Genomic DNA, 13,801 nt, shown 5'->3' with positions numbered 1-13,801 from the left:
AAAATAGCGCCCCTTGTGGGTCTTTTTTACATAAACTCCGTCGTCCGGCAGGGGGCGAACCCCCTACAACCCCCAAAAAATCATCTCTCCATATTGGGTTTTTTTGCTATGAATAATAAAGGGTTTCATCTGTCAGTTAGCGCCGTTAGTAAGGCGAAAAATCATAGCGTGGTGGCAAAGTCGGCTTATAATTCTGGCTCAAAACTGGTTGATGAGCAGTCAGGAGTCGTCCACGATTATACCAGTAAAGCTAAAGACAAAATCTTAAACTTAGTGGACAGTGATGGCACTAAATACACGCAAGTTATTGAGAAAAATGTGGTGCATACGGCGTTGTTAACGCCAACTCTTGCTGGGGATCTAGCAGTGACACGTGAGGGTTTTTGGAATGATATCGAACGCATTGAGACTCGTAAAAACGCGCAATTGGGTACTGAGATTGATGTGATGTTTCCTGATGGAATCACCGCTGATCAGCGTATAGTTCTGGCCGAGTGCTACGCTCAAACATTATCTGATCGCTATAACGTGCTTGTCGATGTGGCCATTCATCGGCCCCACAGTCACGAGAAACATGTGGGGGAGGTTGAAGTGGTTGAGCTGACCAGTCGTAACTTTCATGCCCATATTTTACTCTCAAGCCGTGAGATAGTAGCGGATGTTAAGGGTTATGCTTTATCAGCACGCAAGAATTGGTTGCAGTGGTCAACGGAGGAGCGGTTATCTAAGGGGTTAAACGGGCGCGGCGATGAGCTTAAATATCAACGCACCCTTTGGGCGGATATGGCCAATGAGCTACTGCCTGAGAATAAAACCATTAGTGAGAAATCCTACCGTGAGCTGGGCATCAGTCGTTTACCAAAAATGAAACTGGGTAAGTCACTATATAAGGATATTCTCAAAGGCAATCGTTCAGTGATTCATGAGTACAACGAGACGATTGATGAGATCAATGCTTACATTGAAAAAAATGGTCTGGTAATTGAGTACGACGACAAGGGACGTATTGACCTAGAAAGCAATGAACAAGAGGTTAACGGCGTCACAATACATTATAAAAAGCGTAAGCCCTTTGCGCGAATTGAGCTCAGTAACATCCGCTTTGTAGATCCTGCCGCTGAACTTGAACCCGCTATTCCTAAAAATAAGAATCAGACGCATAGTGATGCGGCCAATGATCACGCACTTGATGAGCTTTTAGCAATCTCAGCCAACTTTGTGAGTCAAAAAAAGATGGTACGCAGCGCCTTATTTTCAACCATTGATGCGCTGCATGAAGAGTTAGCGCACCAGTCTAAACAGATTATTACCATTGATAAAAACATTAAGAGTACCCAGCGGTTCACCGAGGAGGTGGGACAGGATTTTAGCGAGCCCCGCCAAAAAATGATTGAGCTTGCCCGGAAAATACATACGAAAGAGCAAAGTGAGGCACTAAAGACGGCTTTAGTGTTGGTTGATCAATTTAGACAAGATGACACCCTACAAACAGGCCGCGCTGTTAGCCGCCTTGAAGAGCAGCTGTCACAGATTGATAAAACGGTGCTGAACAATAAAGCAGTTTTAAAAAAGCTTATTCCCCTTAACAATCGAGTTATTGATGATCATAAGGCGCTAAAGGCCACTTTAAAACCTTTTGCCGCAACGCTGAATAAGCTGGCTACTGATTTTAAAGCGCTTGATGAGATTGATGTTGAAAAATCCGACTTATCCTTACAGTGGGATCAAGCGTTTTCGGATCTACAAGATATAGACGTCACCAATAACATGGACACTTATCATAAGTTTGCCGCATTTGCAGATCTGGATGTTGAGCGCTTTAAATATCTTCAAAAAGAGCGTGAGGTGCTCAGTACGTTAAAAGCGGTAGAGATAAACGCGGATGCTGATACTCGTTTGACGGCATTGGCCGCTGATGTTAAAGCGTTTAAGACCACCAATAATGAAGACATCAAACAGTTAAAGCAGCAAATTAATACCAGTAAAAAGACTTATCAGCGCTTATCACCGTTTTATGAGCAGCGTATCGCCTTACTGGATCAAAGTGAGGCGGTGATCGTGCAAGATGATGATTTATACGATGAAATCATAAGTACCAAGACTACTCAGTTGAATGCAGATCGGCTTGAGGACTGGCGCAGCCGTACTATGGCGCTGCAATATCAGCTCAACAAAGCGCATGAGCAAGCAAAGCTTAAGAAAGAGGCTGAGCGCGCACGAGAGGAGGCTTTGATCAGGCGGCGAGAAACCTTACAACAGAGGCGGCAGCAGGCATCTCTTAAGCGTCAGCGAATCAATGAGACCAAAGCATATCGAGATCGATTTGACAATTTAGTGGTACGGGTGCGTAACCGCGTTAATACCCTTGATTTTAAGGCCGTTGATGCACCGATCGAAGCGATCAACGCGGCTGAGGCGGTTGCCGCACAAGCATTTATATTCACTACTCTAAAACACACTGACAGCTTTACGACACTACAAAAAAGTTTACGAGACACCGATGCTAAAAAAATTGCAACGCAGGTGCAGAAGGCAGCAACGACGCTATGGCAACAGCTTGAGCGCTTGCCTGACAATCAAGATAAGGTCGAGGTGTTAACGAAAATCAATGAGCGCTTTGAGCACGTTCCTGCTATCACCATAGATGGGGCAACGCTCACACAAACTGTGACAGATCACCTGCAAAAAACGAAGAACGCCATCCAAGCGCATGAACAAGCACAAACACGCCGCTACTCCTCACCACGCCCATTTTAGGCGGCATTATAATAATGAGTACCCCATGAATAAAGACAATAGCAATGAGCAAGACATACACGATCAACTTGTTAACCTAGTGACTTCATTGACTCCGGTCATTGGGGCCTTGCGTGAGCTGATTAAGCGAGCCGATGATGCGGTAGCGAGGCGGCTTGAGCGTTCGCTTAGCGGTATTGATAGCAAGGTGAATGAGGTGTCTTCTGCCATTGAAGAATTAGGTAGTAGCGCAAGCACGACTTCGCAGGCATTGAGCCAGTATCAAGAACTCGTGTTAAAGCAGCTTCAAGCAGCAGTGACGGCTTTCACTGACAATGAGATGCCGCGTCGTTATGATGACAAAATAGCGGGCATCATCACCGATATGAAACAGCAGATTGATACGGCTGTAGAGTCGGTCGTCACTGCTAAAAGCGATAGCATAGAGGTACAAATCAGTACCATGCAAGGAGTTGCTGATAAACTTAGCGCAAGCGCGGACAATCTAGCCCTATTCACCAATCAGTACCAAGCTGGTCATAAGCAGATTATTGAAGATATTGAGACCTTTGAGACCACCACCAAAACGCGGATTGAGCAGGTCGAGGGTAGAGCTAGTAAAGACTTGGACAAAATTCATAAGTCCATTGAGACTATGAGTATTAAAAGGATTGCAGCCGCTGTCGCAGCGGGTACGATGGCTGTGATAATAAGTTTGGTGGCCCTGGTATTTTGGTATGTGCCAAGCTTTGATGAGATTGCAGAGATGAGATACCAGCAAGCAGAGCTACAGCGCGGCATCGATGAGCTTGAAACGGGGTGGAAGCAGGCATTTGATAACGCTCAAAGTCAGCAGATTATTTTGGCTTGTGATGTTAATGAAGCGCAGCCTGATGCAATCAGCTGGTGCGTTAGAGCAGACAGTAAAAGTGTTTTGAGAGATGAGAGAGGCTTTGTTTATTATAAAATAGCTGGGGTGCCGCGTGCAGAGCCGACTGAGTAAAGGCGTATGGTAATAGTAAGCTATATTGCCCAAAAGTGCGTCTTCTGAGACATATAAGACTGAAAAAAGCTTTTTTGATTGTCGTTATCTTTGTCTATATTAAAAAGCCAGATAATGACACTTTATCTGGCTTTAAGGGTTACTGTTTCTTGTTAAACAAGTTGTCTGTAAATATAAGCTAAAGCCATTACGCTGCTTGGTCAGTGTGAGCTGTGACCAACTCTATAAAAGCAGTTTCAAGGGTGCTTAACGCATAATCGTCAACGATAAGACCGTCATCTAGCTGTCGTTGCACCCAGACATAAACCGCTTCACCATTATAAAGAATGGGGTCAACACCAAGTAGGGTTGCCAGCTGTACGCCTTGCTGTATTTGTAAGTTTAATAACAGCTGAGAGGCTAACGTTTTAGTCTGTTCACTAAACCATGTGCAGCTATTGAGCCGAGATAGATTGTTATTCATTGGTATTCTCCTATAGATTATTATGTGCATATAATAAGTAAAATGACTTACTACAGGTCAAATTATACCTATATTTTAATCTATTGCAAGAGAAAATAACCTTCTGTAGGTCTTTTTATTCGTTTAAAGACAATTACAGCTCATGATAACGTTATTTATGCTGGTGACTCACTGCTGTCCTCGTTTATGATTTCGTATAAATCACCAACATTGATTCTAAGATAAGTACATAAAGACTCGATGACATCTAGATCAACGCGGGTGGCTTCTTCATGATACATGCGAGTAATGGTGCCACGATTGATACCAGTATCTCTTGAGATATCGGCAATTTTAAGGCGTCTTTCACCCATGATGGTCGATAAGTGACACTTCACCATAGTGGTTCCCTCATTCATATTAGTGGTTTTTGATTGGTGAGCGGATTATAACGAATATGAGCTGATGAAGTATTGCTTTTAGTAGCTCAAATTGATATCCAATAGCGACAATTTATCTAGTAGTAGGCAGTTTATGATACTGTCTTTGATACAGGACGTCCATCATGATGGATATACGCTCGTTAGAAAAGACGATGCTATTTTTACTATAAGATATTGCTATTAGTAATGATGTGACGTACATTTTTAGTTATACTTATATACTTATATACTCAATACATACTACAGGGATCTGTATTTATGAAGGTAATCGCGGTATTAAATCAAAAGGGTGGCAGCGGTAAGACTACCATCGCAACGCATTTGGCTCGTGGCTTACAGCTAAAAGGCCATAGTGTTTTGTTGGTGGATAGTGACCAGCAGGGCAGTGCGCGTGACTGGAGAGCAGTTGATGAAGACAATCCGGTACCGGTGATTGGGCTCGATAGACCAACACTTGATAAAGATTTAAAAAACGTCTCTGATAAAGAGTACGTGGTGATCGATGGATCGCCGCAAGCTACTAGTCTGGCTATTTCTGCTATAAAAGCGGCTGATTTTATATTGATTCCGGTGCAGCCGAGCCCCTATGATATCTGGGCGACCAGCGATTTGGTTGATTTAGTGCAGCAGCGTATTGAGATGATGGATGGCCAACTAAAGGCAGCCTTTGTTGTCTCACGCGCCATTCAAAATACCAATATTGGTAAAGAGGTTGCAACCGCGCTGCTTGATTATAATATTCCGGTATTAGAGACCAGAGTGATGCAGCGAGTTGCTTATCCTAATAGTGCTGCCCTTGGTAAGACAGTATTTGATACCGAATCGCCTAGTAGCAATGCGATACAAGAGATAACCGCATTGGTCAGTGAGATTCAAATATTTTTTGGTGAGGAGTAAGTCATGAGTTTATCAGCAGGTCGTCCTAGTAAGAACGTTAAGGATCAATTGGCTTTATCGGATGTGACGGACAGTCCCAAAAAGACGGTACGCGTGAATTTTAATTTAGATGAAGATAAACACATTGCGCTCAAGCGGTACGCGCTTGAAAGCCGAAAAACGGTGACTGAGTTGTTGACTGAAATGATTGAGGAAAAGTTGGTTGAGCGATAGGTATAAAAAAGGGACTTTCCTAAACTTTGTGTAACTTCTTATACCCTATTAGCAAATAGAAGTTACACAAAATCCAGGATGGGCTCGTGGTCGATGCCAATCCGTAACTGGACGTCTGCTCTGAATCGTTTTATGATTATGTTTGATGACCGTATCAGCAAGCATTTAATCTAAACGGCAGTTACACAGAATTCGGGATGGTCTCAAAAGCAGCGACAACTTCTACTATTAAAAAAGTAGTCGTTAAACCTAAGGCAACCATTAACTTCTTACTATTTTCTTCAGTAACAACCGCATGGCTATGATCATGATGTTCTGACATAAAATATTTTCCTTATTCTATTTATGATGAGCAGAGATATTGGATAACAGCCAATATCTCTGCTGTAAATCGACTAATCTATTGGATTAAGAAACTTTTTTTTCATTTATCCAACGATAAAGCACGGGTAACAGCACCAAAGTTAGTAATGTTGAAGAGATAATCCCGCCAATCACTACGGTTGCCAGTGGCCGTTGAACCTCAGCCCCTGTTCCGGTTGACAGCGCCATTGGTACAAAACCCAGTGAAGCCACACAAGCTGTCATCAACACTGGTCTTAAGCGCAAAATAGCCCCTTGCCACACGGCTTTATGCACTGGATATTTGTCCCTTAATTCCTTAATAAAGGTCAGCATTACCAGTCCATTGAGGACTGCAACACCAGATAAGGCAATAAAGCCAATTCCAGCTGACATCGATAATGGAATATCCCTTAGCCAAAGGAACAGCACACCACCGGTCAAGGCAAAGGGTATCCCGGTAAAGACCAATAGACTTTCTTTGACATTGTGAAAGACCGCCATCAGTAAAATAAAGATAGTGATTAAAGCCAGTGGAATCACGATTTGCATCCGTGCTTTGGCTGAAGCCAAATTTTCAAACTGACCGCCATATTCTATCCAATAACCACTTGGCAAAGTGTATGCTTTGAGCTGTGTCTGTACATCAGAAACAAAAGACCCTAAATCACGCCCTTCAACATTCGTTGTAACCACAACTCGGCGTTTACCATTTTCTCGACTGACTTGGTTGATTCCTTCAATGGTCGAGACTTGCGCGACATCCGACAATAAAATACTGCCACCATTTGGAAGCTGAATAGGTAACTGGGAAACAGATGCGACACTACGGTCTTGCTCTCCAAGACGGATAACAAAATCAAAACGACGATCGCCTTCTAAAATCTCTCCCACGCTTTGTCCACCAATACTGGTTGCCACAAGGTCTTGAATTGAACGCACACTCAAACCATATTGTGCAGCCAAAGTTTTATTTACCTCGACATTCAGTAATGGCAAACCTGAGGTCTGCTCAACTTTCACGGCACTGCTACCCGATATTTGCTGAATGATTTTGGAGATTTTAGTCGCCTCAGTATTGAGGACATTCATATCATCACCGAAGATTTTCACACCAACATCACTACGCACACCTGAGATCAATTCATTAAATCGGAGTTCAATCGGTTGTGAAAATTCACTATTATTGCCTGGAATCGTGGCTAAATACGTCACCATACGGCCACGTAATTCATCTAAACTTTCTTTAGGATTTGGCCATTCTGAACGAGGCTTTAACATGATATAGCCATCTGAAATATTGGGTGGCATGACATCTGTTGCAACCTCGGCTGTACCCGTTCTGGCAAATACTGCCTTAATTTCAGGGAAACTCTTTAAAAGAAGTTTTTCAGTATTCTCCTGAATACGTAAAGACTCTTCTAAGCCTGTACTTGGTGAACGTAACTGTTGTATCGCAAAGTCTCCTTCACTGAGCTGTGGTGCAAATTCACTGCCGAGTTTGGTACTGATAAATCCCGTAATCACTAATAAACACAGTGCAAAAGTCAGCACAACTGCTTTGTATTGATACGAAATATCAAGAGTTTGCTGATATTTAGCTTTTAGCCATAACATCCAACGACTTTCTTTTTCTTGAATATCGCCTTTGACCCACAATGCCACAGCAGCAGGCACAAAGGTGATCGATAAAATAATGGCTGCAACAAGGGCGAGTACCACTGTCAATGCCATCGGATGGAACATTTTTGCTTCCACACCACTTAAAGCAAAAATCGGCAAATACACCACCAAAATAATAAGCTGACCAAAAATAAGAGGACGACGTGCTTGGCGGGCAGCCAGAAAAACTTCCTTAAAGCGTTCACTTTGTGTGAGAGGTCGTTTTAACAGTTGCTGTGTATGGGCTAAACGCCGGATACAGTTTTCGACAATCACCACAGCACCATCGACAATGATGCCGAAATCGAGTGCACCTAAACTCATCAGATTGGCACTGATATTTTGCTGTGCCATCCCGGTTAAGGTAAACAGCATAGAGAGTGGAATGACACAGGCAGTAATCAAGGCAGCACGGATATTCCCTAAAAACAGGAACAGAATGATGATGACCAGGATTGCTCCCTCTACCAAGTTTTTCTGAACGGTTTTAATCGCCTTCTCAACCAAGGTAGTACGGTCGTACACCGTTTCAATCACTACCCCTTTAGGCAAACTATTCTGAATATCTTGAAGCTTGGCATCCACAGCTTTAGAAACAGTCTGGCTATTTCCACCCATCGCCATCATGGCAATCCCTAAAACGGTTTCTTTGCCGTTATAGGTTGCCCCACCGGTTCTTAAATCATGCCCAATAGAGACTTGCGCAATATCACCAACCCGAATTGGGCTGCCATTTGGGCTACCCAGCATGGTGTTCTCAATATCAGAAAGCCCATTGAATGCACCCGGTACACGTACCGTCAGTTGCTGACCATTGTCTTCAATATAACCTGCACCTCGGTTCTCATTATTTTGCGCTAAAGCCTGTTGCAGTTGTTCTAATGAGATATTCAGTTGCTGCATCCGGTTTAAATCGGGAGAGACCACATAGGTTTTTTCAAAACCACCAATACTGTTGACCTCTGCAACTCCCTTAACACGTTGCAGTTGAGGACGCACAATCCAGTCCTGAATCTCACGCAAATCCATCGGCGTGTATGCAGTTCCATCCGGCTTTTTCGCATTCGGATCTGCCTTCAGTACCCATTGATAAATCTCACCGAGACCCGTAGAAACGGGGGACATCGTCGGTGCGATTTGTGCAGGCAACTCAGATTGCGCCTCCTGTATCCGTTGGTTAATCTGCTGACGGGCCCAATAAATATCAGTCCCATCTTTAAAGACAATGGTGACTTGAGAGAGTCCATAACGGGATATGGAACGGGTAAGCTCCAGATCCGGAATGCCAGCCATGGCATTTTCAATGGGATAGGTAATCCGCTGTTCGACTTCAAGCGCAGTAAAACCCTTGGCTTGAGTATTAATCTGGACTTGGGTATTGGTAATATCGGGTACAGCATCAATCGGGAGTTTCTGATAGCTATACACCCCGACCGCAATCCAGGTACAGACAAAGAGCAACACCCAAATCGCATTTTGTATGGAAAACTGAATAATACGCTCAAATAATCCTTCAGGACGAGGTAAATCTTGATTAATGCCCATGACCGGCCTCATCTTTTTCTAATTCAGATTTCAACAAGAAACTGCCTTGAGCGATATACTTCTGCCCTTCAGTCAGCCCAGAAATTACTTCAAGCCATTGTCCATCACTTGAAGCCTGCCCCAATTGCACTTTCTGTGCTTTTAAGTGGACTTGACCTTTTTGTTCTGAATCTACGATGAAAATACTGTCTTCACCTTCAATACTTTGCAGCGCAGACTTTTGAATCCGAAGGGCTGATTTTGCTGTAGCTTCCGGAATCAACACTCTCACTAACACATTAGAACGCAACTCAGTAGCTTGCGCATCGAGTTTTGCGCGCACCACCAGACGCCCTGTTTGTACATCTGCCTGAGAGGTTAAGCTTTGTACAGTAGCTTTATAGATTTGATCTGAATCATTCACTTTAAAGTCAATTTTTTGCCCGGCTTGCAGTTGACCTGAGAATTGATTCGGCAAATTAAACTCAAGCCATAAATCTTTCAGCTGTTCAATGACAAAGAGCTGATTAGCCAGTTGCACATTTTCACCGACCACAATATCTTTTTGACTGATCACCCCAGAGATCGGTGCTTTAATCAGAAAACGCCCATTGTTATTGCCACTTGCACCTAATGCATTTAAACGTGCTTGTGAGGACTGGACAGTAATCTGCGCTTGACGGTAGGCATTTTCGGCACGCTGGTAATCCTGTTTGGCAGAAACCCCCTGTGACCAGAGTTGCTGTTCGCGCTGGTAATCTTTACGGGCCAAATCCAGATTCACCTGTGCCATACGCAGATTTGCCTGTTGGTCGATCAGTTCAGGCACGGTTAGTACAGCCAGCGTTTGTCCTTTTTGCACGCTCTGTCCTAAAGCCACATTGACCTGCTCGACATGACCACTAAAATTAGGCGATATATGCGCTTGTTGATCGGTATTCACCACCAATTTACCTGCCAGGGTTGTCAGCTTTTCAACCAATCCTGTGGATGCAACAGCAACTTTTAAACCTTGTTCAACCATTTGTTGGCTGGTCAGTTGTATTTCGCCTTCTTCAGCATGTCCTTCTTCAGAACTATCTTCATCAGAATATTCGGCATTTCCCTCATCATAACCACGCCCCTCAGATTCAGTTTTTTTTGAACTTAACCAAATAGCCAGACTGACCAAGACCGTAATCAGAATCAAAATTGCAATCATGAGAGACTGGGATATTTTTCCGTTTTGCTTGGCGTTCATTTTATCGTGCTCCCCCATTGATTAAATTTTGCGATGCTTCGACTGCCTTTTTATTCAGTTGTGTATAGGCATCCGAACGGCTAATTTCTTCATAACTTGTGCCAATACTGAGTGCCTCAGCTGCTAGGGCAGTTTGCCAAGCTTGACGTAGAGTTTGTAATTGACCCAATCGAAGATTCTGCAGTTGGGTGGTTGCTTGCTGAACGTCGGTAATGGACAGTTTCCCTGCCTGAAACCCTAGTAAAGTACGGCTCTGAACTTTGGTCGCCAAAGTAACTTGTGCTGTTGTGGCATCGAACTGGCTACGTAAACCTTTGAGCTGATGCATGCTGTTGGCAATATCGAGTATTTGTTGCTTCAGCTCACGCTGCTGCTGTTGGTTCAGCAATATTTGCTGTTGCTGGACCATCGGGATCGCATATTGCTGGCGATTGAAAATATTCAGTGGAATAGCCACGCCGATTGCTAAAGTCGTATCGTTGCTTTCATTAGGGGTTTTGCTACGTTTCATGCCTACATTTAAAGTCGGATTGGGACGTGCCTGAATTCTTAAATTTTCAATTTGATGATCCGATTGCTGAATGTTCAAGGCATAGAATTTTTCTAGCCACCCTTCAGCAATATACCGTTGCACAGTTTGGAGACTTTGCTCTGGCCAAGGGATAGCGGTTTTATTCAATTGAAGATGTGAAGATGTTTCTCCCCCCCACAAATTAGACAGCTGACGACCGGCAGCTTGTTTATTCAGCATCGCTTGCTGATAAAGTCGTTGGATTTCTAGCGCTTCAATTTGGGCACGCTCAAAATCAACCAGGGCAATACTGCCTGCCTGATAGCGTTTCTGGGCACTGTCCAGATTGACTTTACTTGTTTTTAACTGTACTGAATAAGCAGACTGCTCAACCTCAGCAAGTGCAAATTGCGACCATGCAAATTTAACAATCAGTTGGCTTTGTGCCTTCCATAATTGCTGTTGCAATTGGATTTGTTGATTCGAGGTATTGGCAATCACCCGGTTCAGCTTACGCTGACCAAATAGATCTAGAGGTTGACTAACGCCAACATTGAATTCCTGTTCTTGACCTGAGCCAAAGCCAGACTGTTCTAAACTTATACTTGGATTCTGCCATAACCGACTTTGCTGAATATTCAATTCAGATATTTGCTGAACTTGTTGCCACGGCTTGTCTTGAGTCTGGTAACTTTGTACTTTTGCTAAAGCGGATTCAAAGCTGGTAACGTTTTCAGCATAGCTATATTGCATAGCCGCTGCACATATACAAGCAACCAAGCTATGACGCAAGAGTATAATTGATTGTGAAGACATGATTTTTCCCACTTATTTAAATAATAAAAGTGGTGGGAATGTTTTAGGCTACCCCACCATGAGCGGGGAAAATTCGGGAGGTGAGCTTTGTTGAAACAGGTCAGGAGCCTGATAGCTGTTTTTCCAATGAAATTGTGGATTCACTTTAACTTCAGAGCTTGGATGAAACACATCTACTTTTTCATTTTGTACAATCAAATGCATCATCGATGGTAGATGATCTTGATGATCTTCACCGATTTCTAAATCGCTACTGAATGTTTTTATGTTTTCTGACTGTCCATTATGATCGTGTTGACGACTATCGCTGGCACACAAGGTATTTTGGTGATGACCAAAATGATAACTCTGCTGTGATTGAGGCTGTTGTTCATGGACACAAAAGGCCGCCGCCACATTCCAAAAGCTTTGGAACATGAACAATCCAACCAAGACTGTAATCCATGTAGTAGAACGCATCATCATAACAACCGAAAAATTTGTACCAAGTATAAGGCTTAGAGCCACTCCAAGGTCAAGCTTAATAAATTAAATTAAACATTCAATGAACACTGAATAGCCGGCACTTTTGCAAATTTACCTTGTCTCTATAAGCTCACATCAATTTCAGGTAAGAATAACAATAGATAGTGAACCGTACCGGGTTTGTCGGAGACTTTTTATTTAAGTTAGGCCACCTGACCTAACGGGTTAATCTTATCATTGTACATTGCTTCAAACTCAAAAGGCAATTTCCATGAGAGTTTCCCAAACTTTGTGTAACTGCTTATAATCCACTAACAGGAGAATAAGCAATGACTAACCAATCTGACATCAAGAAACTGGCTGAGCAAATGGCCAGCAGCATGAAAAGCTTCGATGACATCAAAGACTTTCAAAAGCAGCTCATGCAGTCCTTCATCGACACTGCATTTACACTCTCCTAAAACCATTTAACAAAATCTATGACTATTTTACTTTCCCTTACATAATCGTCCTAGTGTATATCTTTTTTTTTGATTAGCCTATTCCTAAATCAATTGACTTTAGGGAAGTATGATGAACGATATCCAATTTTCAGATTGCGCAAAGGCATGTATGAACTGTTACCTTACCTGTGCCAGTTGTGCAAATGCCTGTCTAAAAGAAGAAAATCTGGAGATGATGCGAGAATGTATTCAGCGTTGTCTAGATTGTGCAGATATTTGTCAGCTCTGTGCTCGTATGCAGCAAACAGAATCTCCTTTTATGAAAGAAATTTGTGAGCTTTGTGCCAAGGTTTGTGAATACTGTGCAGATGAATGTAGCCAACATGAGCATCAATACTGCCAGCAATGTGCTGATGCTTGCCGTGAATGTGCCGTCGAATGTCGAAAAATGGTTGCCTGATAAATAAAAGAATTAGTTGAGTTTAGGATTTACTCAATGAATAGCCAACGTGTTAGTTGTTAGTGGGTCAAACCACTAACAACTCGCAAAAAATGGCTGAATTTGTGGACGTTGTTTTTGCGATTCGATCCAAAGAGAGTACTTTGATTGAACGCGCATGAGTAAATCAGCACTAATACCTAAAGCATCGTGCAAACGTAAGGCTACATCGGCTGTTACTGGGAGGGTGTAAATAATTCTGTGTAAATACAGTTTTATTTACACTCTCAACTGTATTTACACAGAATTATTTACACCCTCCCCCTGGGGTATAGAATATCGAACTTTCTTACTTTTTAGAGTAACTCAGCTGCTTGTAATGCTATTTCTTTAACATCTAAGCTAAGGGCTAAATCTGCATTGATCAAATCTTCAATATCGAAAAATCTAGCTTCTAGGGCGTCATCACCTGCTAGAGGATCACCAGAAACCCAAATACAAAGTACGGCTACAAGAACAAAATGGTGACGCAGCTTACCACTACTATCAAAGTCAAACGCACAAGTTACAATATCGAGATTGCGCAATTTGCCATATAGCACAATCAGCGCTTCACTCTCTTTCG

The 13,801-nt window shown here is 42.8% G+C and carries 12 protein-coding genes and 2 pseudogenes; 6 read left to right on the top strand and 8 right to left on the bottom strand.

Features of this window, described 5'->3' with window-relative positions; translation table 11 throughout:
* The first annotated feature begins 108 nt into the window (after positions 1-108).
* The gene (locus JMX89_RS12425) at positions 109-2,757 is read left to right on the top strand and encodes a MobA/MobL family protein (RefSeq protein ID WP_201551706.1); all 2,649 of its coding nucleotides are present in this window, start codon (positions 109-111) and stop codon (positions 2,755-2,757) included.
* Between the two features lie 25 nt (positions 2,758-2,782).
* Entirely contained in the window at positions 2,783-3,739 is a 957-nt protein-coding gene (locus JMX89_RS12420) for a hypothetical protein (protein ID WP_201532524.1), read from the top strand.
* 187 nt (positions 3,740-3,926) lie between these two features.
* Here the strand turns inward: JMX89_RS12420 and JMX89_RS12415 are convergent, their stop codons facing one another.
* Positions 3,927-4,202, bottom strand: a complete 276-nt coding sequence (locus JMX89_RS12415; protein WP_201532525.1) for a hypothetical protein — start codon at positions 4,200-4,202, stop codon at positions 3,927-3,929.
* A 155-nt stretch (positions 4,203-4,357) separates the two neighbouring features.
* Positions 4,358-4,582, bottom strand: coding sequence for a helix-turn-helix domain-containing protein (locus JMX89_RS12410; protein ID WP_057758779.1), 225 nt, complete (start codon positions 4,580-4,582; stop codon positions 4,358-4,360).
* 300 nt (positions 4,583-4,882) lie between these two features.
* Between JMX89_RS12410 and parA the strand changes: the two genes are divergently transcribed.
* A complete protein-coding gene (parA, locus tag JMX89_RS12405) occupies positions 4,883-5,521 on the top strand; it encodes a ParA family partition ATPase (protein ID WP_201532526.1) in 639 nt (212 codons plus the stop codon).
* 3 nt (positions 5,522-5,524) lie between these two features.
* Entirely contained in the window at positions 5,525-5,734 is a 210-nt protein-coding gene (locus JMX89_RS12400; RefSeq protein WP_025652656.1) for a plasmid partition protein ParG, read from the top strand.
* A gap of 199 nt (positions 5,735-5,933) precedes the next feature.
* Here the strand turns inward: JMX89_RS12400 and JMX89_RS12395 are convergent.
* The 5 genes and pseudogenes from JMX89_RS12395 to JMX89_RS12375 all read right to left on the bottom strand — a co-directional run.
* Positions 5,934-6,056: pseudogene (locus JMX89_RS12395) on the bottom strand (cation transporter); the annotation flags it as partial.
* An 86-nt stretch (positions 6,057-6,142) separates the two neighbouring features.
* A complete protein-coding gene (locus JMX89_RS12390; RefSeq protein WP_201551704.1) occupies positions 6,143-9,283 on the bottom strand; it encodes an efflux RND transporter permease subunit in 3,141 nt (1,046 codons plus the stop codon).
* Positions 9,273-10,502, bottom strand: a complete 1,230-nt coding sequence (locus JMX89_RS12385; protein WP_201551703.1) for an efflux RND transporter periplasmic adaptor subunit — start codon at positions 10,500-10,502, stop codon at positions 9,273-9,275. The genes JMX89_RS12390 and JMX89_RS12385 overlap by 11 nt, the downstream gene beginning before the upstream one ends.
* A gap of 1 nt (position 10,503) precedes the next feature.
* Positions 10,504-11,829, bottom strand: coding sequence for a TolC family protein (locus JMX89_RS12380; protein ID WP_068034973.1), 1,326 nt, complete (start codon positions 11,827-11,829; stop codon positions 10,504-10,506).
* Between the two features lie 48 nt (positions 11,830-11,877).
* Positions 11,878-12,291, bottom strand: a complete 414-nt coding sequence (locus JMX89_RS12375) for a cation efflux protein, CzcI-like (protein ID WP_227673100.1) — start codon at positions 12,289-12,291, stop codon at positions 11,878-11,880.
* A gap of 332 nt (positions 12,292-12,623) precedes the next feature.
* On the opposite strand from JMX89_RS12375, the gene JMX89_RS12925 reads away from it, so the two are divergent.
* Positions 12,624-12,755 (top strand): hypothetical protein, encoded by a 132-nt coding sequence (locus JMX89_RS12925; protein WP_264673014.1) that lies wholly within the window; start codon positions 12,624-12,626, stop codon positions 12,753-12,755.
* Between the two features lie 112 nt (positions 12,756-12,867).
* Positions 12,868-13,197, top strand: a complete 330-nt coding sequence (locus JMX89_RS12365) for a four-helix bundle copper-binding protein (RefSeq protein ID WP_093071101.1) — start codon at positions 12,868-12,870, stop codon at positions 13,195-13,197.
* 335 nt (positions 13,198-13,532) lie between these two features.
* On the opposite strand, the pseudogene JMX89_RS12360 reads toward JMX89_RS12365, so the two are convergent.
* Positions 13,533-13,801, bottom strand: a pseudogene (locus tag JMX89_RS12360) (hypothetical protein); the annotation flags it as partial.

It is taken from the genome of Psychrobacter sp. DD43 (assembly GCF_904846555.1).
GTDB classification, from domain to species: Bacteria; Pseudomonadota; Gammaproteobacteria; order Pseudomonadales; family Moraxellaceae; genus Psychrobacter; species Psychrobacter cryohalolentis.
This window is presented reverse-complemented; position numbering and strand designations above follow the sequence as displayed.